The 23,119-nt window shown below is 66.6% G+C and carries 28 protein-coding genes, 1 tRNA gene and 1 pseudogene; 17 read left to right on the forward strand and 13 right to left on the reverse strand.

Annotated elements, in window-relative coordinates:
* Positions 1 to 53 precede the first annotated feature (53 nt).
* From hisD to CHB77_RS12845, 3 genes are read left to right on the forward strand one after another with little or no spacing between them, the layout of a single operon-like run.
* Complete coding sequence (hisD, locus tag CHB77_RS12835; protein ID WP_089388619.1) at positions 54 to 1,367, forward strand: histidinol dehydrogenase; 1,314 nt, start codon at positions 54 to 56, stop codon at positions 1,365 to 1,367.
* Positions 1,364 to 1,843 carry a UPF0262 family protein gene (locus CHB77_RS12840; RefSeq protein ID WP_089388620.1) on the forward strand — a complete coding sequence of 160 codons (480 nt, stop codon included), beginning with the start codon at positions 1,364 to 1,366 and terminating at the stop codon, positions 1,841 to 1,843. Before hisD ends, CHB77_RS12840 begins: the two co-directional genes overlap by 4 nt.
* Before the next feature lie 2 nt (positions 1,844 to 1,845).
* Entirely contained in the window at positions 1,846 to 2,313 is a 468-nt protein-coding gene (locus tag CHB77_RS12845) for an arsenate-mycothiol transferase ArsC (RefSeq protein WP_176430342.1), read from the forward strand.
* 82 nt (positions 2,314 to 2,395) lie between these two features.
* On the opposite strand, the gene CHB77_RS12850 is transcribed toward CHB77_RS12845, so the two are convergent.
* Entirely contained in the window at positions 2,396 to 2,620 is a 225-nt protein-coding gene (locus CHB77_RS12850; RefSeq protein WP_089388622.1) for a DUF1127 domain-containing protein, read from the reverse strand.
* A 135-nt stretch (positions 2,621 to 2,755) separates the two neighbouring features.
* Here CHB77_RS12850 and CHB77_RS12855 point away from each other — a divergent pair, with 135 nt between their 5' ends.
* The 8 genes from CHB77_RS12855 (at position 2,756) to recR (ending at position 9,145) form a co-directional block, all read left to right on the forward strand.
* On the forward strand, positions 2,756 to 3,625 hold the full coding sequence (locus CHB77_RS12855; RefSeq protein ID WP_089388623.1) for a LysR family transcriptional regulator: 870 nt from the start codon (positions 2,756 to 2,758) through the stop codon (positions 3,623 to 3,625).
* Positions 3,626 to 3,691: 66 nt separating this feature from the next.
* The gene (gene trpA / locus CHB77_RS12860; protein WP_089388663.1) at positions 3,692 to 4,489 is read left to right on the forward strand and encodes a tryptophan synthase subunit alpha; all 798 of its coding nucleotides are present in this window, start codon (positions 3,692 to 3,694) and stop codon (positions 4,487 to 4,489) included.
* Complete coding sequence (locus tag CHB77_RS12865; protein WP_089388624.1) at positions 4,489 to 5,049, forward strand: VOC family protein; 561 nt, start codon at positions 4,489 to 4,491, stop codon at positions 5,047 to 5,049. Before trpA ends, CHB77_RS12865 begins: the two co-directional genes overlap by 1 nt.
* Positions 5,046 to 5,537: a GNAT family N-acetyltransferase gene (locus CHB77_RS12870; protein ID WP_089388625.1), complete on the forward strand. Its 492-nt coding sequence runs from the start codon at positions 5,046 to 5,048 to the stop codon at positions 5,535 to 5,537. Before CHB77_RS12865 ends, CHB77_RS12870 begins: the two co-directional genes overlap by 4 nt.
* 71 nt (positions 5,538 to 5,608) lie before the next feature.
* A complete protein-coding gene (locus CHB77_RS12875; RefSeq protein ID WP_089388626.1) occupies positions 5,609 to 6,340 on the forward strand; it encodes a molecular chaperone DjiA in 732 nt (243 codons plus the stop codon).
* Between the two features lie 63 nt (positions 6,341 to 6,403).
* A complete protein-coding gene (locus tag CHB77_RS12880) occupies positions 6,404 to 8,194 on the forward strand; it encodes a DNA polymerase III subunit gamma/tau (RefSeq protein WP_242626626.1) in 1,791 nt (596 codons plus the stop codon).
* Positions 8,195 to 8,197: 3 nt separating this feature from the next.
* Entirely contained in the window at positions 8,198 to 8,542 is a 345-nt protein-coding gene (locus CHB77_RS12885) for a YbaB/EbfC family nucleoid-associated protein (RefSeq protein ID WP_089388627.1), read from the forward strand.
* A 3-nt stretch (positions 8,543 to 8,545) separates the two neighbouring features.
* Positions 8,546 to 9,145, forward strand: coding sequence for a recombination mediator RecR (recR, locus tag CHB77_RS12890; RefSeq protein ID WP_089388628.1), 600 nt, complete (start codon positions 8,546 to 8,548; stop codon positions 9,143 to 9,145).
* Here recR and CHB77_RS12895 read toward each other — a convergent pair.
* Positions 9,142 to 10,725 (reverse strand): lysine--tRNA ligase, encoded by a 1,584-nt coding sequence (locus CHB77_RS12895; protein WP_089388629.1) that lies wholly within the window; start codon positions 10,723 to 10,725, stop codon positions 9,142 to 9,144. The two genes, recR and CHB77_RS12895, sit on opposite strands and share 4 nt — an antisense overlap.
* A gap of 96 nt (positions 10,726 to 10,821) precedes the next feature.
* Between CHB77_RS12895 and CHB77_RS12900 the strand changes: the two genes are divergently transcribed.
* Positions 10,822 to 11,244: a tellurite resistance TerB family protein gene (locus CHB77_RS12900; protein ID WP_089388630.1), complete on the forward strand. Its 423-nt coding sequence runs from the start codon at positions 10,822 to 10,824 to the stop codon at positions 11,242 to 11,244.
* Position 11,245: 1 nt separating this feature from the next.
* On the opposite strand, the gene CHB77_RS12905 is transcribed toward CHB77_RS12900, so the two are convergent.
* From CHB77_RS12905 to lgt, 5 genes are read right to left on the reverse strand one after another with little or no spacing between them, the layout of a single operon-like run.
* Entirely contained in the window at positions 11,246 to 12,610 is a 1,365-nt protein-coding gene (locus CHB77_RS12905) for a D-alanyl-D-alanine carboxypeptidase (RefSeq protein WP_089388631.1), read from the reverse strand.
* Positions 12,607 to 13,206, reverse strand: a complete 600-nt coding sequence (locus CHB77_RS12910) for a nicotinate-nucleotide adenylyltransferase (protein WP_278185019.1) — start codon at positions 13,204 to 13,206, stop codon at positions 12,607 to 12,609. The genes CHB77_RS12905 and CHB77_RS12910 overlap by 4 nt, the downstream gene beginning before the upstream one ends.
* Complete coding sequence (gene pgeF, locus CHB77_RS12915) at positions 13,206 to 13,970, reverse strand: peptidoglycan editing factor PgeF (RefSeq protein WP_089388633.1); 765 nt, start codon at positions 13,968 to 13,970, stop codon at positions 13,206 to 13,208. The genes CHB77_RS12910 and pgeF overlap by 1 nt, the downstream gene beginning before the upstream one ends.
* The gene (locus CHB77_RS12920; RefSeq protein ID WP_089388634.1) at positions 13,954 to 15,012 is read right to left on the reverse strand and encodes a class I SAM-dependent methyltransferase; all 1,059 of its coding nucleotides are present in this window, start codon (positions 15,010 to 15,012) and stop codon (positions 13,954 to 13,956) included. The genes pgeF and CHB77_RS12920 overlap by 17 nt, the downstream gene beginning before the upstream one ends.
* Positions 15,009 to 15,896, reverse strand: coding sequence for a prolipoprotein diacylglyceryl transferase (lgt, locus tag CHB77_RS12925; RefSeq protein WP_089388635.1), 888 nt, complete (start codon positions 15,894 to 15,896; stop codon positions 15,009 to 15,011). The genes CHB77_RS12920 and lgt overlap by 4 nt, the downstream gene beginning before the upstream one ends.
* A gap of 163 nt (positions 15,897 to 16,059) precedes the next feature.
* Between lgt and CHB77_RS12930 the strand changes: the two genes are divergently transcribed.
* Positions 16,060 to 16,308: an accessory factor UbiK family protein gene (locus tag CHB77_RS12930; protein WP_089388636.1), complete on the forward strand. Its 249-nt coding sequence runs from the start codon at positions 16,060 to 16,062 to the stop codon at positions 16,306 to 16,308.
* Here CHB77_RS12930 and CHB77_RS12935 read toward each other — a convergent pair.
* On the reverse strand, positions 16,299 to 16,604 hold the full coding sequence (locus tag CHB77_RS12935; protein ID WP_089388637.1) for a DUF6476 family protein: 306 nt from the start codon (positions 16,602 to 16,604) through the stop codon (positions 16,299 to 16,301). The two genes, CHB77_RS12930 and CHB77_RS12935, sit on opposite strands and share 10 nt — an antisense overlap.
* On the opposite strand from CHB77_RS12935, the gene CHB77_RS12940 reads away from it, so the two are divergent.
* The 4 genes from CHB77_RS12940 to CHB77_RS12955 all read left to right on the forward strand — a co-directional run bounded on the left by CHB77_RS12940 (position 16,603) and on the right by CHB77_RS12955 (position 20,072).
* The gene (locus CHB77_RS12940; protein WP_089388638.1) at positions 16,603 to 17,622 is read left to right on the forward strand and encodes an RluA family pseudouridine synthase; all 1,020 of its coding nucleotides are present in this window, start codon (positions 16,603 to 16,605) and stop codon (positions 17,620 to 17,622) included. The genes CHB77_RS12935 and CHB77_RS12940 overlap by 2 nt on opposite strands.
* Before the next feature lie 135 nt (positions 17,623 to 17,757).
* Complete coding sequence (rpoH, locus tag CHB77_RS12945) at positions 17,758 to 18,666, forward strand: RNA polymerase sigma factor RpoH (RefSeq protein ID WP_089388639.1); 909 nt, start codon at positions 17,758 to 17,760, stop codon at positions 18,664 to 18,666.
* A 79-nt stretch (positions 18,667 to 18,745) separates the two neighbouring features.
* Positions 18,746 to 19,768, forward strand: a complete 1,023-nt coding sequence (locus tag CHB77_RS12950; RefSeq protein ID WP_089388640.1) for a hypothetical protein — start codon at positions 18,746 to 18,748, stop codon at positions 19,766 to 19,768.
* Between the two features lie 227 nt (positions 19,769 to 19,995).
* Positions 19,996 to 20,072 (forward strand) — tRNA-Arg (locus tag CHB77_RS12955).
* A gap of 576 nt (positions 20,073 to 20,648) precedes the next feature.
* Here CHB77_RS12955 and CHB77_RS12960 read toward each other — a convergent pair.
* The 5 genes and pseudogenes from CHB77_RS12960 to CHB77_RS12980 form a co-directional block, all read right to left on the reverse strand.
* Positions 20,649 to 21,701: pseudogene (locus tag CHB77_RS12960) on the reverse strand (recombinase family protein); the annotation flags it as partial.
* Positions 21,698 to 22,096, reverse strand: a complete 399-nt coding sequence (locus tag CHB77_RS12965) for an HVO_A0114 family putative DNA-binding protein (protein WP_089388641.1) — start codon at positions 22,094 to 22,096, stop codon at positions 21,698 to 21,700. The gene CHB77_RS12965 and the pseudogene CHB77_RS12960, both read right to left, overlap by 4 nt.
* Entirely contained in the window at positions 22,093 to 22,446 is a 354-nt protein-coding gene (locus CHB77_RS12970; protein WP_089388642.1) for a toxin-antitoxin system TumE family protein, read from the reverse strand. Before CHB77_RS12970 ends, CHB77_RS12965 begins: the two co-directional genes overlap by 4 nt.
* Positions 22,443 to 22,760: a hypothetical protein gene (locus CHB77_RS12975; protein ID WP_089388643.1), complete on the reverse strand. Its 318-nt coding sequence runs from the start codon at positions 22,758 to 22,760 to the stop codon at positions 22,443 to 22,445. Before CHB77_RS12975 ends, CHB77_RS12970 begins: the two co-directional genes overlap by 4 nt.
* Positions 22,761 to 22,895: 135 nt before the next feature.
* Complete coding sequence (locus CHB77_RS12980) at positions 22,896 to 23,117, reverse strand: DUF2274 domain-containing protein (RefSeq protein ID WP_089388644.1); 222 nt, start codon at positions 23,115 to 23,117, stop codon at positions 22,896 to 22,898.
* Positions 23,118 to 23,119: the final 2 nt, after the last annotated feature.

Below are 23,119 nucleotides of genomic sequence, written 5' to 3' on the forward strand. Positions count from 1 at the left end.
TCGCTAACAAGGCGTGACAAGGGGCTTTCGGATCCCCTCTGCGGGGACAGATCATGCCGGTGACACTCAACACTTCCCAACCCGACTTCGAGGCCCGTCTTGCTGAAATGCTGTCGGCCAAGCGCGAGGATTCGACCGATGTGAACGCCGCGGTCGCCGCGATCATCGCCGATGTCCGCCACCGTGGCGACGCGGCGCTGTGCGATCTGACCCGCCGCTTCGACCGGCTTGACCTGACGCCTGGCACCCTGCGTTTTTCCCCCGACGAGATCGCGGCCCATGTCGCCAAGGTCACGGCCGAGGATCGGGCCGCCCTGTCGCTGGCCGCCGAACGGATCCGTGCCTATCACGCCCGGCAGATGCCCGACGACGCAAGCTGGACCGATCCCGACGGCGCCAGCCTGGGCTGGCGGTGGACGCCCGTATCGGCGGCGGGGCTGTATGTGCCGGGCGGCCAGGCGGCCTATCCGTCATCGGTCCTGATGAACGCGGTCCCGGCACGGGTGGCGGGTGTGGAACGGCTGGTCATCTGCGTGCCGACGCCCGGCGGGGTCGTCAACCCGCTGGTCCTGCTGGCCGCGCAACTGTCGGGCGTGGACGAGATCTATCGCATCGGCGGCGCGCAGGCGGTGGCGGCTATGGCCTATGGCACGGACACCATCGCGCCGGTGGACAAGGTCACGGGGCCGGGCAACGCCTATGTCGCGGCGGCCAAGCGGCAGGTTTTCGGCCGCGTCGGCATCGACATGATCGCTGGCCCCTCCGAAGTGCTGGTGATCGCGGACGGCGACCAGCATCCCGACTGGCTGGCGCTCGACCTGCTGGCCCAGGCCGAACACGACGCCGATGCGCAGTCGATCCTGATTACCACGGACCCGGCCCTTGGTCACGCCGTCGCGGGCGCCGTGGACCGGATCCTGCCCACCCTGCCCCGTGCGCAGATCGCCGGGGCAAGCTGGCGCGACTATGGCACCATCATCGTCGTGCGCGACCTGGACGAAGCGGCCGCACTGTCCAACCGCATCGCGCCCGAACATCTGGAACTGTGCGTGGACGACCCCGAAGGACTGGCCGCGAAATGCGTCCATGCCGGGGCGATCTTCCTGGGCAGCCATACCCCCGAAGCGGTGGGCGACTACGTCAGCGGGCCGAACCATGTCCTGCCGACCGCCCGGTCGGCGCGGTTTTCGTCCGGCCTGTCGGTGCTGGATTTCCTGAAACGCACGACGATGGCTCGCCTGACCCCCGGCGCCCTGGCCGCCATCGGCCCCGCCGCGATGCGGCTGGCGGCCGCCGAAGGATTGCAGGCCCATGGCGAATCCATCCGGGCGCGGCTGGACATGGTGAACGAAAGACCGGCGGAATGACCCGGATCGTCCATATCCAGATCGACGATTCCCAAGCCTCGCCCGCCACGCCCGAGATGGAGCAGGAACGCAGGGTCGCGATTTTCGATCTGATCGAGGACAACAGTTTCGCCATTCCCGGCCGCGACGGCCAGCCCGCCCCGCCCGGACCGTTCCGCCTGGATCTGGGCATCCGCGAACGACGGCTGGTGTTCGACGTGGCGGGCGAACAGGGCGGCAAGGTGGCCGAATTCCACCTGTCGCTTGGACCGTTCCGGCAAGTCACCAAGGACTATTTCCAGATCTGCCAAAGCTATTTCGATGCTGTCAAGCGTCTGCCCCCCGCCCAGATCGAAGCGATCGACATGGCCCGGCGCGGCATTCACAACGAAGGCGCCCGGACCTTGCAGGAACGGCTGGAGGGCAAGGCCGAACTGGACATCGACACGGCCCGGCGCCTGTTCACCCTGATCTGCGCCCTGGTGCCGCGGGGCTGACGATGACGCGGAACACGATCCCCGCCTCGGTTCTGTTCTGCTGCGATCACAATTCGATCCGTTCCCCGATCGCCGAAGGCATGATGAAGAAATTCTATGGCCGCGCGGCCTATGTGCAGTCGGCGGGAGTCCGAAACGACCTGGAGGTGGACGGCTTTGCCATCGCCGTCTGCGACGAGATCGGCGTCCGCATCGAAAATCACCGCAGCCGCAGCTTTGAGGAGATGAAGGACTGGGGCGACGACCTGGGCGGATTCGACCTGATCGTGGCCCTGTCGCCCGCCAGCCAGCGGCAGGCCCTGGAACTGACGCGGGTGTTTCACCTGGAGGTCGAATACTGGCCGATCATGGATCCCACCGGCCTGGCCGAGGGGCGCGAGGCCAAGCTGGCCGCCTATCGCCAGACCCGCGACCAAATCCAGAAGCGGATGATCGAACGCTTTGGCGCGCCAACCGTCGCGGAACCCTGATAGTGCGCTTTTCGGGCGATGAAAAAGCCGCGCCGTTCCCCTGCGGGCGGCGCGGCAGTATGGCGATCCTGATGGGGTAAGATCAGCGACGCCAGTTCCTGGGCACGTCCCAGATCGGGCGTGCGATTTCCTGCGTGACCTGATCGCGCGTCAGGCCGATGTCACGCAGCTGGTCGTCGCCCAGTTGCGACAAATCCAGCCGAGAGCGGCGGACGCTAAGAGCAGTCAGGATGCGCTTGCCCAAGGAGGGGCGCGGTAAGAAGCCGTCCCCGGCAAGGGCATGAAGCGATGCGGCGTGATGGGCCATCGTTCATCTCCGGTCATGGAAAACATCACAAGGCGTGATTGTTTCCTAATTATTCAATTTCCATTCTTGATGATTAGCGCGGCTTGAAGCATAATTGAAACGAATGTTTTTGATCCCATACATCAGGATTGTTGAATGATGCGCAATCTCGACATCGGCACGCTTCGGTCGCTGCAAGCGGTGGCCGAATACGGCGCCGTCACCCGCGCGGCCGAGGCGTTGAACATGACCCAGAGCGCGCTGTCCATGCAGATGAAGCGGCTGGAGGATCTGTTTGGCGAACCGATGCTGCAAAAGCAGGGGCGCGGCGTCGTTCTGACCGATTTCGCCGTCGAGCTGCTGATCGAGGCGCGCAAGCTGGTGGCGCTGAACGACGCGATCGTGTCCCGTTTCACCGGCCAACGCCCCGAAGCGCGGTTGCGGGTCGGCCTGACCAGCGACTGGCTGTTCACAAAGGTCGCGCAGGCGGTGCGTGCCTTTCGGCAGGCCAATCCACGGGTCGAACTGATTATCAACGACGGACGCAGCAAGGATCTGCGCCAGCAGATGAAGCGCGGCGAACACGACGTGATCCTGACCACCGAATTCGAAACCCCGCCCGGCGCGATCCACCTGGCCAAGATAGACCTGGCCTGGTTCGGGGCGATCGGCGGGCAAGCCTGGGCCCAGCGTCCCCTGCCTTTGGCGAATTCGCCGCATTGCGCATACTATCCGGTCGGGCTGACCGCGCTTGACCGGGCGGGCATCGAATGGGTCCAGGGCGTGGCCGATGGCGGCAGCGACACCTGGCGCGTCACCGCCGCCGCCGATCTGGGCATCACCATCCTGCCGCGCGGCATCGCCCAGGCGGGACTGGAACCCGTGGAACACGGCGGCGCCCTGCCGCCCCTGCCGCCGACCTGGCTGAACGTCTATGTGGCCGACGGCCCCGCCCGGCGCGAGGCGGCGGAATTCGCGGGCTATCTTCGACGCGCCGTCTGCGAAGTGGCCGCGATGGCCGCCTGAAGCCTGCGGCTGATTGACAGCCCGCCCCGTGCGCTGCACTTAGGCAGCGGCACAGCGGAGTGGATGATGACCCGGATCGACGACACCTTTCAGCGGTTGCAAGCGCAGGGGCGCAAGGCTTTCGTGACCTATATCATGGCCTCGGACCCCGATGACGCGACCATGCTGGACATCATGTGCGGCCTGCCGGATGCCGGGGTGGACATCATCGAACTGGGAATGCCCTTCACCGATCCCATGGCTGACGGCCCCACCATCCAGGCTGCCGGCCAGCGGGCGCTTGCCGCAGGCGGCAGCGTGACGCGGACGTTGGACATCCTGCGCGAATTCCGCAAGACGGACGATACCACCCCGGTCGTGCTGATGGGGTATTACAACCCCATCTATGCCCGCCAGGGCGGGGTCGACGGCTTTCTGGCCGAGGCAAGGGACGCGGGCGTGGACGGCCTGATCGTCGTGGACCTTCCGCCCGAGGAGGATGCCGAACTGTGCATCCCCGCCACCCGCGCCGGGTTGAACTTCATCCGCCTGGCCACGCCCACGACCGACGACCGCCGCCTGCCCGCCGTGGTCAGGAACACGTCGGGTTTCGTCTATTACGTCAGCGTCACCGGCATCACCGGCGGCCCGGCCGCCAATGCCGCCGAGGTCGCGCCCGAAGTCGCCCGCATCCGCGCCGCCGCTAATCTGCCCGTGGTCGTCGGTTTCGGCATCTCGACCCCCGAGGCCGCTGAACAGGTTGCAAGCGTCGCCGACGGCTGCGTGGTGGGCAGCGCCATCGTCAGGAAGATCGGCGAAGGCCGCCCCGTGGCCGAGGTGCTGGACTTCGTGCGCGACCTGGCCGCCGGGGCGCATCGCGGCTGATGCGGACGCCGGCGTTCGATCACATCGCCATCGCCGCCCGGTCCCTGGACGAGGGCGCGGCATGGTTGACGGATCGTCTGGGCATCGCCCCCGAACCGGGCGGCAAGCATCCGGCAATGGGCACGCACAACCTGCTGCTGTCGCTGGGTCCGGGGGAATATCTGGAACTGATCGCGGTCGATCCCGACGCGCCTGACACCAGCCGCGCCCGCTGGTTCGGTCTGGACCGTTTCGACGGCCCGCCGCGTCTTGCCGGTTGGGTCATGCGGCAGTCCCCCCTGGATCCGCCCGTCGGCACCTCGATCGCCGCCGCCAGCCGGGGCGATCTTCGCTGGCGAATCACCCTGCCGGATTCGGGGCAGATGCCGCAGGATGGGGCGCAGCCCATGAGGATCGACTGGGGCAGCGGCGCCCATCCGTCGGACCGCCTGCCCGACAGGGGGCTGCGGCTGTCGGGCCTGACGCTGCCCCTGGACCGGATGCCCCTGGATGATCCGCGTCTTCGACAAGGGGGCTTCGGCGCGCGGATCGCCACGCCTGCGGGCGAGGTCGCATTGTGATCCGCCCGGCCAGTCCCGGCGACGTACCGGCGATCGCCGCGATCTGGAACCCGATCATCCGCGATACCGTCATCACCTTCTGGCCGACCGAGCGCAGCGAGGCGGACATCGCCATCCTGATCGCTGACCGCCAGGCCGCGGGCCATCCCTTTGTCGTGGCCTGCGACGCGGACGGGATTTCGGGATTTGCGACCTACAGTCAGTTCCGCGCGGGCGGCGGGTACGCGCGCAGCATGGAACACACCATCTATCTTGCGCCCCGATCCCGCGGTCGCGGCACGGGTCGCCTGCTGCTGGCGGCCCTGGAAGACCATGCCCGCGACCGGGGCCACCGGATCCTGATCGGTGGAATCACCGCCTCCAACGAGGGATCGCTGCGGTTTCACGCCCGCGCGGGTTACGGCGAATGGGGGCGCGTCCCCTGTGCTGGCTGGAAATTCGGCAGGTTTCACGATCTGGTGCTGATGGGCAAGGATCTGAAGGCCTGACCTTCGGACAAAAGGACCGCCGTGACACACTGTCCCTACACTTGCCGCGTGTTACCCGTTAACCTGTGCTCATGAACATCCGCGCGACCCACACCCTCTGCCCCAGCCTGCCGAAGCCCCGCAGCTTCTGGCAGCGGATCGGCGACCGTCTGGCCGCGCTGCTGGGCAGCCAGCGCGCGGCGGTCCCGCCCGAACGGTCGGTGGCCTTCACCATCGCGGTGATCGCGCTTGGCGCCAAGCTGGCCAAGGCCGACGGGGCCGTGGGGCGGGCCGAGGTCGCGGCCTTCCGCCGGGTCTTCATCATCCCGCGGGCCGAGGAAAAGAACGCGGCCCGTGTCTTTGACCTGGCCCGTCAGGACGTGGCCGGTTTCGACGCCTGGGCGCGCCGCATCGCCGCAATGTTCCAGCCGGGCGACCCGGTTCTGGCCGACGTGATCGAGGGATTGTGCATCATCGCCGTGGCCGATGGCGACATGCACGAAAACGAAATCCTGTTTATCGACGAGGTGGGGCGCATCTTCGGCCTGCCCGCCGACCGCGTCGTGGCGATCCGCCTGCGCCACGATCATCCGGCGGGCTGTCCGCCCTGCGACGTGCTGGGCATCCCCCTGGACACCCCCCTGCCCGAGGCGCGCAAGCGGTTCCGCGCCCTGATCCTGGACGCCCACCCCGACCGCGCCATCGCCCGAGGCCTGCCGCCCGAGGCCGTGCGCCTGGCCGAGGCGCGCACCCGCCGCCTGAACGAGGCCTGGCAGAAATTTCGCGTCCTGCATCGCGGTCCCATGGCCACGCCCGCCGAATAGGCCCCGGCCCTTGCCGCCCCCCGTCGCAGCGACTAGGTTCGGCCCGATCCCCTGACGGACCCGATGATGCCCGACGACGCCCCCCCAAGCCCTTCGGCAAAGACCTATCAGGTTCTGGCCCGGAAATACCGGCCGGAAACCTTTGCCGATCTTGTGGGTCAGGATGCGATGGTGCGCACCCTGAAGAACGCCTTTGCCGCCGACCGCATCGCGCAGGCCTTCGTGATGACCGGCATTCGCGGCACTGGAAAAACCACCACGGCGCGCATCATCGCCAAGGGCATGAACTGCGTCGGCCCCGACGGCCACGGCGGTCCCACCACCGAACCCTGCGGGGTGTGCGAACATTGCGTGGCGATCAGCCAGGGCCGCCACGTCGACGTGCTGGAAATGGACGCCGCCAGCCGCACCGGTGTCGGCGACATCCGCGAGATCATCGAAAGCGTGCATTACCGGGCAGCCTCGGCGCGCTACAAGATCTATATCATCGACGAAGTGCACATGCTGTCCACCAGCGCCTTCAACGCGCTGCTGAAGACGCTGGAAGAACCCCCCCCGCATGTGAAGTTCATCTTTGCCACCACCGAAATCCGCAAGGTGCCGGTGACGGTGCTGTCGCGCTGCCAGCGGTTCGACCTGCGCCGCATCGAGCCCGAGGTGATGATCGCCCTTTTGCGCCGCATCGCCGCGGCCGAGGGCGCGGGCATTACCGACGATGCCTTGGCGTTGATTACCCGCGCGGCCGAAGGATCGGCCCGCGACGCGACCAGCCTGCTGGACCAGGCGATCAGCCATGGCGCGGGCGAAACGACCGCCGAACAGGTCCGCGCGATGCTGGGCCTGGCCGACCGTGGCCGCGTCCTCGACCTGTTCGAGATGATCCTGCGCGGCGACGCGGCATCCGCCCTGACCGAACTGCAATCGCAATATGCCGATGGCGCCGATCCGGTGGCCGTGCTGCGCGACCTGGCGGAAATGACGCACTGGATCTCGGTCGTGAAGATCACGCCGGATGCGGGCGACGATCCGACGATCGCCCCCGACGAACGGGTGCGGGGCCGGGATCTGGCCGACCGGCTGGCGATGCGCGTGCTGACGCGCCTGTGGCAGATGCTTCTGAAGGCGTTGGAGGAGGTGTCCGCCGCCCCGAATGCCATGATGGCCGCCGAGATGGCGGTGATCCGCCTGACCCATGTGGCCGACCTGCCCGACCCCGAACAGTTGATCCGCCGCGTCCAGCAGGCCCAGGCGGCGGGCGATTTCGCGCGTTCCGCTGCGCCTGCCGTCCCGGCGCAGGCCCCGCGCGCCATGCGTCCCGCCCCCGTGATCGCGCAAGGGTCCGGGGCCGCGACGGCGTTGGCGGTCAGCCCCGATGCCTTTGCCGCCTGGCCGGATTTCCCTTCGGTTCTGGAACTGATCCGGCGGATGGGCGACATGCTGCTGCTGATGCAGGTTGAAAGGCATGTCGGGCTGGTCCGCTACAGCCCCGGCCGGATCGAGTTCCAGCCCCAGGGCAATGCCCCCCGCGATCTGGCGCAGCGGCTGGCCGAACGGTTGCGCGGCTGGACCGGCGGACAACGCTGGGCCGTCACCGTCACGAACGACGGCGGCGCGGCGACCATTGCCCAGCAGCAGGCCGCACAGCAGCGCGACCGGGAAGACCGCGCCATGCAATTGCCCATCGTGCAACAGGTGTTGGCGGCGTTTCCGGGCGCCACGCTGCGGCGGGTCCGCCACGACCCCGTGATGAGCGAAACGATCGAGGCCGCCGAGGGCGCGGCCAACCCGCACGAGACGACCCAAGGCCCCGTGGCCGAGGTCGAGGAATGGGATCCCTTCGAAGACGAGGAATAGGCGATGATAAAAGGTCTGGGCAACATCGGCGACATGGCCAGGATGATGAAGGCCGCAAAGGACATGCAGGACCGGATGCAGCAGGTGCAGGCCGACCTGGACGCCATCACCGTGACCGGCGAATCCGGCGCGGGGCTTGTCCGGGCCACCTGCACCGCCAAGGGCGAATTGACGGCGCTTGACATCGACCCGTCGATCTTCGTGCCGTCGGAAAAAGAGGTGGTCGAGGATCTGATTCTGGCCGCGATCAAGGATGCGCAGCGCAAGGCGCAGGACCGGATGCAATCGGAAATGGCCCGCATCACCGAAGGCATGGGCCTGCCCGCCGACATGAAGCTGCCGTTCTGATCCATGGCCGACGGCAGCGACGACATCCAGGCGCTTGTGGGGTTGATGGCGCGGCTGCCGGGGCTTGGCCCCCGGTCCGCCCGGCGCATCGTGCTGCACCTGATCCGCAAGCGGACCGGGCAGATGTCGCAACTGGCGGGGTTGCTGGACCGTGTGGCGGTGAATTCCCGCGAATGCGTGACCTGCGGCAACGTCACCGACCGCGACGAATGCGCGATATGCGCCGATCCGGCCCGCGCAACCGGCGAGATCTGCGTCGTTCAGGACGTGGCCGATCTGTGGGCGATGGAACGCGGCCGCGCCTTCGGCGGGCGCTATCACGTCCTGGGCGGCACCCTGTCCGCCCTGGACGAGGTCGGTCCCGACGACCTGGGCATCCCGGCCCTGATCGACCGGGTGGAGCGCGAGCGAATCCGCGAAGTCATCCTGGCCTTGAATGCCACCGTCGATGGCCAGACCACGGCGCATTACATCGCCGACGCCCTGGCCGATTCAGGCGCGACCGTCACGGGCCTTGCCCAGGGCGTGCCGGTCGGCGGGGAACTGGATTACCTTGACGACGGCACGATCAGCGCCGCGCTGCGGGCGCGGCGGCGGCTTTAAGCCTCGGCCAGTTCGCCCGCCAAGGCCCGCTCGATCAGTGCCCGCGTCTCGTCGATGCCATACAGCGCGATGAACCCGCCGAATCGCGGCCCCTGATCGGCGCCGAGCAGCACCTGATACAGCGCGCTGAACCAATCCCTGAGCGGTTCGAACCCGTGGTCCTTGCCGATGGCAAAGACCATGGACTGCAAGGTTTCGGGGTCGGCCGACTGGTCCCAGTCGGCCAGGCGGGCGGCCAGATCCTCCATCGCGCGGCGTTCCACCTCGGACGGCTGGCGGAAGGTTCGCGTGGGGGCCACGAAATCCGCAAAGTAGCGCACCGCAAAGCCTGCCGCATGGTCCAGGCCCGGATGCGTCTCGGGGGATGCCTCGGGCGCATAACGGCGGATGAAGCCCCACAGCCCGTCCTTGTCCTTGGCCCCGGCGACGGACGCCAGATTCAGCAGCATCTGGAACGGCACCACCATGTCGGAGGCGGGCACCTCGCCGCCATGGATGTGCCAGACGGGGTTCGCCAGTTGCTGTTCCGGCGTCTGATCGGCATAGGCGCGCAACTGCTGGTGATATTCGTCCACCGCCTTGGGGATCACATCGAAATGCATCCGCTTGGCGGTCTTGGGCTTTTGATACATGAAATAGGACAGGCTTTCAGTCGCCGCATAGGTCAGCCATTCGTCGATGGACAGACCGTTGCCCTTGGACTTGCTGATCTTCTGACCATGCTGGTCCAGAAACAGTTCATAGGTGAAATGCTCGGGCTTGCGCCCCCCCAGGATTTCGCAGATGCCGTCATAGATCGGCGTGTTGGTGGAATGATCCTTTCCATACATCTCGAAATCGACATCCAGCGCGGCCCAGCGCGCGCCGAAGTCGGGCTTCCATTGCAGCTTCACCTGGCCCCCCGTGACCGGCAGGGTCAGTTCCCGACCATCTTCGTCATCAAAGGTGATCGTGCCGTTCTTGGCATCGACGTGCTTGATCGGCACATACAGCACCTTGCCGGTCTTGGGGCTGATCGGCAGGAAGCAGGAATAGGTCTGCTGGCGCTCCTCGCGGAGGCTGGCCAGCATGACCCCCATGATCGCGTCATAGCGTTCAGCGGCCAGCAGCAGGGTGGGATCGAACCGGCCGGATTTGTAGAATTCGGTCGCGCTGATGAATTCATAGTCGAATCCGAAGGTGTCCAGGAACCGGCGCAGCATGGCGTTGTTATGGGCGCCGAAGCTGTCGTATTCGCCGAACGGATCGGGCACGGCCGTCAGCGGTTCCTGCAAATGCCCGCGCAGCATGTCCTGTTGCGGGACGTTTTCCGGCACCTTGCGCATTCCGTCCATGTCGTCGGAAAAACAGAAAAGCCGCGTCGGAATGTCGGAAATCATCTGGAACGCGCGGCGGATCATCGTGGTGCGCGCGACCTCTCCGAAGGTGCCGATATGGGGCAGGCCGGATGGGCCGTACCCGGTTTCGAACAGGACGTAACCCTTGTCGGGATCGCGCTTTTCATAGCGTTTGAGCACCCGGCGCGCCTCCTCGAACGGCCAGGCCTTCGATTGCATCGCGGCGTCGCGCAGGGTGGTCATCGCGTCTTCTCCTGTATCCAAGACCTTGACGCCTTATTGAAAGCAGGCTGTATCGTCAATAATTTGCGCCGGAACCCGCTTGTCAAAGGACATGCCATGACCATCGAACTGCCCTCGTTCTCGCCCTGCGATGCCTTGGTGGCAGTGATGGTCGCGGTGTCGGCGTCGGACCAGACCTATCGCACATCGGAACTGGTGGCGATCCAGCGCAGCGTGGACCATTATCCGGTCTTTGCTGACTATGATGCCGACCGGATCCGTGCGGTCAGCCAGACCGTCATCACGCTGTTCGAGGAGGAGGAGGGCCTGGACGCCTTGTTCGGCCTGATCCGCGACGCCCTGCCCGAAAAACTGTACGAAACCGCCTATGCCCTGGCCTGCGACGTGGGCGCGGCCGACGGACGCCTGTATGAAGGCGAAGTCGCGATGCTGGCCGAGATCCGGCACCAGCTGACCATCACCCGCCTGCACGCCGCCGCGATCGAACTGTCGGCCCAGGTCCGCCACCGGATACTGTAGGTCAGGACCAGATGGCCAGCATGTCGCGCTGCAATTGCTTGGCCTGACGCGTCCAGGACAGGACGCCCGCTGGCAAGTCCTGTCCCGCCGTCGCTTTCTGCCGCGGCACGTCGCTGCACAGGATCGCAAAGGCCGATTGCGTGCCGTCCGGGCGGCGCAGATAGCCCGCAAGATTCGACACGAAATTCAACGTCCCGGTCTTGGCCCGGATCGGCGCCGATTGCGCGGCACGCTGGTCCTTATCGTCGTCCAGGGGGTTCAGTTTCAGCAGATCCGGCAACCCCGCCGCCACACCCGGCCCCGCCAGCAGCCTCACCATCCCCTGCGCCGTGACCCGGTTGTCGAACGACAGGCCCGAATGGTCGGACAGCGTGAAATCCTGGCCCTGCCCCTGCGCCCCCAGCCAGGCCTGCATCGCGCGGGCCGAAGCCGCCGGGTCTGCCGCGCCGCTGGCGTGCAGGCCCACCGCCTCGGCCGTCAGGTTGGTCGAGAAAAACAGCATTCCGCGCAGGATCTCGTCCAGCGAAGGGCTGGAATGGCTGGCCACCACTTGGCCCGGCGGCAGGTCGTCGATGACCTGGGGCGCAGGCAGAACCAGGCCCTTAGCGCGGCACAGGGTCTGGAACACGTCGCCCGCATACAATTCGGGCTTGCGGACGGGCAGCCAGCGGCTGCCGGGGCGGGCGGTGGCGGTGCGGGCGACGGTCCAGCCTTCGCCCGCAGCGCGATCCTGCCAGTCGAACGGATCGGCCTGATCGGCAGGGGCCGCGGTGATGGTATAGGCGCGCGGGGAATGGTCGGCCGCCCGCGCCTCGACCGACATCTGTGCGCCGCCCTGACGCCAGCCCAGATGGACGCGGTTGAAATTCAGGATCATGCCCGACAGCGCCGGATTATAGGCCAGGTGATCGGCCTGATCCGGCGCGATTTCGGGGATGCGGGGCAGCGCGCCGCCCCAGACCCCGAACCGCGCGGGCGTGGACAGGCCCGTGGCGGCAAGATCGGCGGCCAGTCGTGCCAGATCGTCCGTTGTCAGCACCGGATCGCCGCCCCCCGCCAGAACCAGCATGTCACCGGACCGGATCACGCGCGTGGCAAACGTCCGGGCGCGGCCCAGCATCGCCAAGGCATAAAGCGCCGTCACCGTCTTGAGCGTGCTTGCGGGGATCATCGGAGCCATCGCCAGCGCGGCATCGCCCAACCCATCGCCGGGGCCGTCCAGCCGGGCATAGGAGACGATCCCCGGCAGACGGGCAGAGGCGACGACCGGTCCCGCCGGAAAATCGGGCCGGGCCGGCGGACGGCCCCAGGCAGGCGCCATCGGCAGCGCCGCAAGTCCCCCCAGCAAGCTGCGCCGCCGCATCATCCCGCCCCCAGGGACTGCCGCAGCGCGGTCGAGGACTGGGGCGACATCGGCAGGTTCACCAGCACCCAGGCGGGCGGTTCGCGCGTGGCCAGCGTCCCGGCCCGCGACAACGGCAGCCGTGCCCGCGCCATGGCCCGCCCGGCGACCGAATGGCGCGCCGCCGTCTGCGATCCGGGACGGGCCAGCACGCCGATGGGAAGGGATGCGGCGATATCCCTCCACCGGTCCCAGCGGTGGAATTGCACCAGGTTGTCCGATCCCATCAGCCAGACGAAACGCACCCCCGGAAAGATTCCCAGCAATCCCGCGATGGTGTCGGCCGTCATCCGCGTGCCAAGGCGCGTTTCGATATCGGTCGCGACCATATGCGGATCCGCCAGCATCTGGCGCGCATGGGCGATGCGGTCGGCCACGGGCGCCGGACCCCGCGCCTTCAACGGGTTGCCGGGCGATACCAGCCACCAGACACGATCCAGCCGGAACCGCCGCATCGCGGCGCGGCTGATGTTCACATGGCCTTCGTGCGCGGGATCAAAGGAACCGCCCAGCAGACCGATGCGCATTCCCGGCAGCGCACAAGGCAGGCCTGCACGGATCAAAGCATGATCGCGGAAATGAGCCTGCCGTAATCGGCCTCGCCCTCGTGCGTGGCGCGGCGATAGCTGAAGAACTTGTCGGGGTCGGAATAGGTGCAATGACCGGACCATTCGGCATCCACGCCGGCATCACGCAGCCGCGCCAGGCCGAATGACGGCAAGTCGAACAGCGGGCGGCCGTTCGGCCCGCCGCCGAAAAAGCGTTGGTGGCCGGGATCCACGGCCAGGAAGCGGTCCATGAAGTCCGGGCCGACCTCATAGGCGCGCTGACTGATCGTCGGGCCGATGACCGCACGGATCCGGCTGGCGCCAAGCGCGCGCATGGCATCGACGGTCGCTTCGATGATGCCGTCCAGGGCCCCGCGCCAACCGGCATGGCAGGCACCGATCACGCCTGCCTCGGGGTCGGCCAGCAAGATCGGCTGGCAATCGGCCGTCAGAACGGCAAGCGCCACCCCACGGCGCGCGGTGACGATGCCGTCGGCTTCGGTATCCGCCACCGCAGCAATGGCGTCGCCATCGGCCAGCGTGACCACCCTGGCCGAATGGACCTGCTTCACGGTGGCCAGCGCATCGGCGGAAATGCCCATGGCCGTGGCGACGCGGGCGCGGTTCAGGATCACCATCTCGCTTTGGTCGGTGGACCGGCGACCGCAGTTCAGTCCCGAAAACAGGCCCGAGGAAGCGCCGCCCTTGCGGGTGAAGAACCCATGCCTCACGTCGCGCAGCAGGGGGTGGGACAGGATCTCAAGCGTGGTCTGCATGAAGCCTCAGCGCATCAAATCCGGGCACCGGGGGCGCCCCTTTCGGCCAGATGGCAATCGCCTTGAACAAGTGACCCATTTCGTCCGGGTGGGTCAAGCGCCGAAGCGCCGCCACGGCGCCCGCGTCCCCCGCTGCGGCCAGCCGTTCGGCACGCTGCGCCGCGCCCAGCGACACAAGCCAGTCGCCCTGGCAGACAAGGCGTGCGGCCACGGCACCCGCGCGGATCGCGGCGGCGGCCAGGGGTGCGAAATCGACATGGGCGGTCAGATCCGCCTCGCCCGGATGGTCCAGCGGGTTTTCGGGGGCGTGGTTGCGCACGGCCTGGAAGGTATCGCCCAAGCCGTTCCAACCGCCATAGTCGATCAGGATCGCCGCCCCGCCACGGGCGGCGATGCGGCGGGCGATCGCCTCGACCATGGCCGGGGCGGCGGGACAGTCCTCGACCACGTCGCCCGGCCTGCCATCGCGGGAAAGCTGCACCGCGGGTCCAAGGCCGAGGCGCAGGCCGCCGTCGGACAGGCCGACCACGCGTTCGGCCCAGCCGCCCTCGACGCGCTGATACTGACGGATCGGCAGGGCATCGAAAAATTCGTTCGCCATCAAAAACAGCGGCTTGTCCGGCATGTCCCCGACATGATCGAGATGGTTGACCGGACCCAGCCGGTCCCGCTGGATCTGCCGCAGATGCGGCGACGCCTCGATCAGCGCCACCTGGGCGGCGTTGGCCATGCCGGGCACCACCCGGATGGCGCGCAGCATGTCGGCCATCATCGTCCCGCGCCCCGGCCCGGCCTCGGCCAGGGTGAACGGCGCGGGGCGCCCCTGGTCGATCCACGCCTGGGCCAACGCCAATCCGCACAATTCCCCGAACATCTGGTGTATTTCGGGCGCGGTCGTGAAATCGCCGCCCGCGCCAAAGGGATCGCGCGTGGCATAGTATCCATGGCGCGGATGCAGCAGGCAGATCTCCATATAGTCGGCCAGCGTGATCGGACCCGTCGCCCGGATGCGCTGCGCGATGATCGCGGCCAGCGGGGTCATGCGGTTCCGGCGATCCTGGGGCGTCGCAGGGCGCGCAGCATCAGGACCAGCCCGATCAGCACCATCGGCAGCGACAGCACCTGCCCCATGGTCAAACCGACGACCGGTCCGCCAACCACATGGCCCAACGGATTGTCGGGGGTGATGAACTGCATGTCTGCCACGCGGAACAGTTCCACGAACATCCGCGCCACACCGTATCCCGCCAGGAATACGCCGAAGGCCAGCCCCGGACGGCGCAGTCCGCCCGCGCGCACCAGGGCCAGCAGGATCAGGCCCAGCAACAGCCCTTCCAGTCCCGCCTCGTAAAGCTGGCTGGGATGGCGGGCGCAGGCGCCGACCACGCCGGGGCAGGCCTGCGCGGCCTCGCCGGGAAAAATGACGCCCCAGGGCAGGTCGGTCGGACGGCCCCACAGTTCCGCATTGATGAAATTGGCGATGCGACCGAAGAACAGCCCGATGGGGGCGACCACGGCCATGGCATCGGCCAGACGCAGCGCGGGGATTCCGTTCGCGCGGCAGAACAGCCACGTCGCCACGATCACACCGGCGAACCCGCCATGAAAGCTCATCCCGCCCTGCCAGACCTTGACGATCTCGGCCGGGTTGGCCAGGTAGAAGGCCGGTTCGTAGAACAGCACGAACCCCAGGCGCCCGCCCAGGATCACCCCCAGGATGACCCAGGTCAGCAGGTCGTCCACCCGGTCGCCCGGCATCGGCGCCCTGTCACCCCACAGCCTGTCGTGCCGCATCATGGCGACAATGATCCGCCACCCGATCAGCAGCCCCGCCAGATAGGCCAGCGCATACCATCGCAGCGACAGCGACAGCCCGCCCAGATTGATGGTGAAGATTTCGGGGGCGATTTGCGGAAAGGGGATCATGGAGCCTCGGGGCGGTTTTCGCGGCGCACGCTAGTCTGTGGGCGCCCGGTGTCAATGCGGGCGTGCCGGATCGCCGATACGCCATCGCGGCGTCCCCCGCATTGAACCCCGCCGCATCCCGGCCCATATAGGAACGCGACGACCTATCGGGGGCAAAGGCCAAATGACCACGCAAAACAAGTTCTTTGACGACATCTCGAAGCTGATGACCAATGCCATGGGCGTGGCCCACGGCGCCAAGTCCGAGGCCGAAACCGCCATGAAGGGTTGGATCGACCGCTGGCTTGCTGATCGCGACTTCGTGACCCGAGAAGAATTCGAGGCCGTGCGCGAAATGGCGATCAAGGCGCGGACCGAGAACGCCGAATTGAAGGCGCGGCTGGATTCGATGCAGGCCGGACGTCAGGGCTGAACCCGGTCCCGCAGCGCGCCGGACCGGTCGTACAGCAGCACCTCGCCCGCGTCGGTGACGACCACGATCCAGTTCCGGGCAAAGGTCACGGCATCGGGGCTGGCATTGCCGGGCAGCGCGATCGCGTCGGGCAGGTCCGGCAGCACCGGCTGGCCCAGCCGGATCCACAACAGCGCCACAATGGCGATCATGCCAAGGCCCATGACCAGGGCCAGCCCCGTCACCAGCCAGCGAAGCAGCCGCAGTTCGGGCACCGCTTTCGCCGCCGTCTTCCAGTCGCTATCATCCGTGCCCATGTCGAACCTTGTTGTCACCATTCCGGCCAATCCGCCCGACCGGCTTGATAAGGCGCTTGCGCTGGCGGTGCCAGAGGATGCGTCCCTGTCGCGGTCGCGCCTGGCCCGGCTGATCGCCGAGGGCGCGGTCAGCGGACCAGGCGGCGTGGTCCGCGACGGCAAGGCCCGCGTGGCGGCGGGTCAGGATTACCATATCGCCATCCCGCAAGCCCAACCCGTCGAGACCCGCCCCGAGTCGATCCCCCTGGCCATCGCCCACGAGGACGACGATCTGATCGTCATCGACAAGCCTGCGGGCATGGTCGTCCACCCCGCCCCCGGATCGCCGAACGGCACGCTGGTCAATGCCCTGCTGGCCCATTGCGGCGACACGCTGTCGGGCATCGGCGGCGAAAGGCGCCCCGGCATCGTCCATCGGATCGACAAGGACACGTCCGGCCTGCTGGTCGTGGCCAAATCCGACCGCGCCCATCACGGTCTTGCCGCCCAGTTCGAGGCGCATACCGCCCAGCGGCGCTATCTGGCGTTGGCTCATGGCGTGATCGACGGGGCCGATCCCCGCCTGCGCGGCACGCCCGGCATCAGCTTCGAGGATGGCGCTGTGCTGAAGATCACGTCCCGGCTGACGCGGCACGCCACGGACCGGCAGCGGCAGGCCGTGTATTTCGACAAGGGTCGCCATGCGGTGACGCGGGCGCGGATGCTGGAATCCTTTGGCAAGCCGCCGTCCGCCATGCTGGTCGAATGCCGCCTGGAAACCGGGCGGACGCATCAGATCCGGGTCCACATGGCCCATGCGGGCCTGGGACTGATCGGCGATCCGGTCTATGGTGGGGCGCGCCGGGCCTCGGTCAGGTCGCTTGGCGCGGCGGCTGCGGCGGCTTCGGCCTTCCCACGGCAGGCGCTGCACGCGGCCCATCTGGGTTTCGACCATCCCGTGACGGGGCGCGCCCTGTCGTTTGACAGCCCGATCCCAGACGACATGCAGGGTCTGCTTGACATCTTGCGGGCCATTTGACGGGAAGGTGAAGACCCGCTTCACGATTTCCGGGCGAAACGCTGCTAGAACCGGTGCGGAATCGGGACAGGCCGATGCTTCGGAACCCCGCGCAGACAGGCGGCGTTCCCCGATCACATGCGAAAGGCCAGCATCATGGCAAGTTACGGAAATCTTCCCGCCCCCAGCCCGGAACAGGGCCTGAACCGCTATTTGCAGGAAATCCGCAAGTTTCCCCTGTTGCAGCCGGAAGAGGAATACATGCTGGCCAAGGCCTGGGCCGACCATCAGGACAGCGAGGCCGCGCACAAGCTGGTCACGTCCCACCTGCGCTTGGCCGCCAAGATCGCGATGGGCTATCGCGGCTATGGCCTGCCCCAGGCCGAGGTGATTTCCGAGGCGAACGTCGGCCTGATGCAGGCGGTCAAACGGTTCGATCCCGAACGGGGCTTCCGGCTGGCGACCTATGCGATGTGGTGGATCCGCGCCTCGATCCAGGAATACATCCTGCGGTCCTGGTCGCTGGTCAAGATGGGCACCACAAGCGCGCAGAAAAAGCTGTTCTTCAACCTGCGCAAGGCCAAATCCCGCATTGGCGCGCTTGAGGAAGGCGATCTCCGCCCCGAAAACGTCGCACAGATCGCCAATGACCTGAACGTGACCGAACAGGAAGTCATCGACATGAACCGCCGCCTGTCGGGCGGGGACGCGTCGCTGAACGCCACCGTCGGCTCGGCCGAGGGCGATTCGAGTTCCCAATGGCAGGACTGGCTGGAGGACGAGGACGCCAATCAGGCCGAGGCTTTCGCGGAAACCGAGGAACTGGACACCCGCCGCCAGATGCTGATGCAGGCCATGGACATCCTGAACGACCGTGAAAAGGACATCCTGATCGAACGGCGCCTGCGCGACGACCCCCTGACGCTGGAAGACCTGTCGGCACGATATGACGTTTCGCGCGAACGTATCCGGCAGATCGAGGTGCGGGCATTCGAGAAATTGCAGGACCGGATGCGGGTGCTGGCGCGCGACAAGGGGATGCGGGTTCCCGAAGGCGCGTCGTGACATCATGGACCGAAGCGGCACGATTGACCTGACACCGGCGGGCGCTATGGTCGGCTGATAGACAGTTGACCAGATACGAATGACCGCGCTGACGAATTTTCAACGGCTTGAAGCCCAGGGTTCGTGGCGTGCTGCCCCCGACGCCCCGCTGCGCGAGGTCATCGTGTCTTTGGGGGATGCGACCCTGGTCTTGTCCGATCCAAAGACCGACACGCCCCTGTCGCACTGGTCCCTGCCCGCGGTCATCCAGATGAATCCCGGCATGATTCCCGCGATCTATGCCCCCAGCGCCGAGGGGGCGGATGAAACGGTCCAGATCGACGATCCGCTGATGATCCAGGCGATCGCGCGGGTGCAGGGGGCGGTCGCCATCCACCGCAGCCATACCGGCCGGCTGCGCAGCGCGATTGTCGTCCTGGCGATCCTTGTCGTGTTCGGCTGGCTGTTCTTCTGGCTGCCCGGCGCGCTGATCGCCCATGCCGCGCGCATCGCCCCCCCGGCACAGGCGCGCGGCATCGGCATGGCGATTCTGGCCGATCTGGAAAAGGAAAGCGGAGCGGTCTGCGCGCGCGAATCCGGGCAGGCCGTTCTGGACTGGCTGGCCCCGCAGCTGGTCGGACCCACGGGCAGCATTGTCGTGGTCCCCGGACCCTTGGGCGGCGCGCGGCGCCTGCCCGGCGACCTGTACGTCATCGGCAGCGACCTGCTGCAAACCGCCCCCGGTCCCGAGGTCGCGGCGGCCCACCTGATCGCCGCCCGGCTGGGCGTTGGGGATGCCGCGCTGCGTCAGGCGGCGATGGATCACGCGGGCCTTCTGGCGTCGCTGCGGCTGATGACGCTGGGCCATCTGCCCCCGGAATACATGGCGGGATTTTCACAGACCATCTTGGGCAGCCCGCCGCAGCGCCCCGACGACGCCACCTTTCTGGCAGCCCTTGCCGAGACCAAGATTCCCGCCGAACCCTATGCCCGGTCCATCGACCCCACCGGCCAGACGGTTCTGCCGCTGGTCGAAGGCGATCCATTTCGCGACGCGCCCCCTGCCCGCCCCTTGCTGACGGACGAACAATGGCTGGCCTTGCAGCAAATCTGCGCAGGCTGACCGCGCGCCCATCGTTTTCGTCGTTGCGCCGGGCCACCGCTGCGGTTATTCACGGCGCCAGGCACCCGTAGCTCAGCTGGATAGAGCGCTGCCCTCCGAAGGCGGATGTCAAGTCCGGCAATGTGAACGAGTGAGTAAAAAAGTAGAAGTAAAACAGTAACTTGCGGGCTTCGATTTTTGGGGTTAACACTCGCTCGAAAACCGCGTAAGCACTGCGTAAGCAGTAGGCACCCATAGCTCAGCTGGATAGAGCGCCACCCTCCGAAGGTGGAGGCCTCAGGTTCGAATCCTGATGGGTGCGCCATTTCAGAACAGAACTCTGAACGCCGAACGCCGCCGTTTCTACGCTAGAAGCGGCGACCAGCGTTCGTAGCAATTCCAACTTCGATCCCATGATGCGAACCTCGTCGTCGGCAACCTCGACGCGCTGCGCAAGCGCGCGCAGGTGGTCGCGGCGATAGCCGCCATCGTCGAGGCGTATGCGTTCGCGAGCCTTGCGGGCGAATCCCTTGAGCATGTCATGGGTGACGCCCTGATTACCTGAACTGTCGAGAGCAAGCTGCGTGCGCTCCGCGTCGGCGGCGGCTTGATCCCGCATCGCCTTGAGGCTCGCCATGCGCTCTTTCGCCATGGCGTCGTCCTTATCGACCATGCCGGCTTCGATGGCGTCAAAGAGCCGGCCGAGCCGTTGGTCTGTTTCCGTGATTCGCCTGTGAAGCTCGGCCAGATGCTCTCGGCGGCGCTCGGTGCGCTCCTGCCTGCGGTCGATGACGCTGGCGAGGATGGTTTCCAGCCGCTTGGGCTGGAGCAGCCGATCCCCGATATGATCGGCGACAAGGTGGTCGAGCTTGTCCATCGGGATCGTGCGGCCTTTGCAGCCGGTCTTGCCCTGCCGTGCCTTGGTCGAGCAGGTGTAATATCGGTAGGTCGCGCCCGTGCTGCCTTGGCCGGTGCGAAGCGTCATCGCGCCCCCGCATTTGGCGCAGAAGCAGATGCCGGTGAGCAGCGTCGGGCCGCTGGAGACGCGGGCCGGCGTCACCATGGGGTTGCGGGATTTCAGGCGGGCTTGCACCGCATCGTAAACCTCGCGCTCGATCAGGGGCGGCACCGCCATGATGGCGACTTCGCTCTCCGGCTTCTTCTCCCGGTCCTTGTGCGAGCGCGTGTTGAACCTGTGCTCGCCGATATAGGTGGTGCGGGTCAGGATGGCGTGGATTTGCGCCAGTCCCCAACGCCCGCCGTCGCGGGTGAAGAAACGGCGCTCGTTGAGATAGGTGGCGATGGCCTTGACGCCCATTGCCCCGGACGTGCCATCACCTTCAAGGAACAGGCGATAGATCAGCCGCACGGTGTCGGCGTGCAGCGGGTCGATCTCCAGCTTCTTCTTGGTCTTTGATCCGCGCTGCTCGGCCGCGACGATGCGATAGCCGATGGGTGGCCGTGCGCCGTTCCAGAAGCCTTGCCGGGCGTTCTCGTTCATGGCGCGCAGGACGTGCTTGGCGTTTTCCTTCGACTGATATTCGTCGAACAGCGCCATGATCTGCCGCATCATCTGGTGCATCGGATCGTCGCCCATCTCCTGCGTGATGGACACCAGCTTGACGCCGTTCTTCGCCAGCTTCCTGACGTAGAACTCCATCTCGAAGTGATCGCGGAAGAACCGGCTGAACGAATGGACCACAACAATATCGAAGGGCGCGGGCTTGGACGTGCCCGCCTCGATCATGCGCTGGAACTCGGGGCGCTTGTCATTGGTGGCCGTCGCGCCCGGTTCAACATAAGTCTCAACGAGCTGATAGCCGCGTTGCTCGCAATAGGCTTCGCCCTGCCGCTTCTGATCGGGAATGGAAATGTCATGCTCGGCCTGCCGGGCAGTCGAGACGCGCAGGTAGAGGGCGGCGCGGGCGGTAACGGTTGGGCTGTGCATATTCATGGCCGGTCTCCCATAGCCTTCTTCGCCTTGGGGCGGTCGATCAGGGGCAACGCCAGCTCCACCCGATCATGGACCACCTTGGGCGCAAGCTTGCGCCCATGCCCCGGCTCAAGCCGCACAAGGCCGTAGCTCTCCATCGTTTTGAGGGTGCGTGACAGATTGGAACCGGCCCGGCCGGTGATTTCCGCCAATTCTTCCAGCGATGCCGGGGCTTTCTCGGCGATGACGCGAAGCAACTCGCGGTTCCCTGCCGACAGCACCTTGGCGAAGGATTCGGTCGAGGTGAACCACACCTTCGGATCGCCGGGCGCGGGCTTTTCCTCACCGCGCGCGATCCGCATGGTGCGGGCCTTCATTTCTTCATAGTCGGCAATCCCGACTTTCAATGTGGTCATAGGGCACCTCGCTCCTTCAACACCGCGTCCACCGCCTGCCAGAAATCGGCCAGCAGCGTGGCCGCGTCCTCGTAGGCATAGGGCTTCACGGTCTGGAAGCGGTGCCGATGGTCCATCGGCTCGCCGCGTCTGCCTCGGCCGACCGGATGGGCATTATCGAAGCCAACCAGCCGTTCGCCCGAAGGCCCGTGAAGCGTGAGCGAGTAATCGAGGCCATGCGGCTTTTCCGGCGATGCCGGAACGCGGGTGACGACGAACTTCACCCAATAGCCGCCCTCGGGATCGACAAAAAGCATCTGTCCATCAAGGTCCAGAAGCGTGTCGAGGCCCGGATCACGATGCCCGCTCACATCTTTTTCCTATCAGTATGTGATAGGAATTGCAAGCCATCATCCGGCTTTTTCGGGTTCAGGAGTTCGTCGAACACATCGCCGAACCAACGCTCGAACACGTCGATCTCGGCCTCGGTGACGGGAATATCCTCCGGCCAATCGTCGGTGACGCGCATCCTTTGTCCGTCCGGGCCTAGAAGCGGCGTGTTGCCGGCTCGCGTCCGGCCGTCCGGCGTGGGATCGTCAGCGTAGTCGAAAAGATCGTCGGGAAGTGGCGCGGGGATCGACTGTCGCGGTCGCCCCTTGCGGGCGCGGCGGCGCTCTGCGCACATGGAATCCTCCTTGGTTCTGGTGGATTCCGGGGCGCTCAACGCCCCGGAATTAAGCGAACCATGGAGGGCAACCGGCGACCTGTAGCGTGCCGCATTTGCGTTGATGCGCTGGCGGCACCCCTGCCGGGATGGGACTTAACTTGCGGCTCGCCGGGCCTTGGCGAACCCCCGATCCGTGGCCATGAACCGATCAAGCATCGGCACGATCAGCTTCATGGGATCGGTGACAGGCTGGCCGCTCTCGCGGGCCAGAACCTCGGCATAGTCGATCAGATCGCGGTGAAGCGGAGCAGGAAGCTCCACCGTCACCTTCACGGGCTTGTCGTCGGGCAGCGGGCCGAGTTTCAGCTTGGCCATGG

It is taken from the genome of Paracoccus sediminis (assembly GCF_900188295.1).
GTDB lineage: Bacteria > Pseudomonadota > Alphaproteobacteria > Rhodobacterales > Rhodobacteraceae > Paracoccus > Paracoccus sediminis.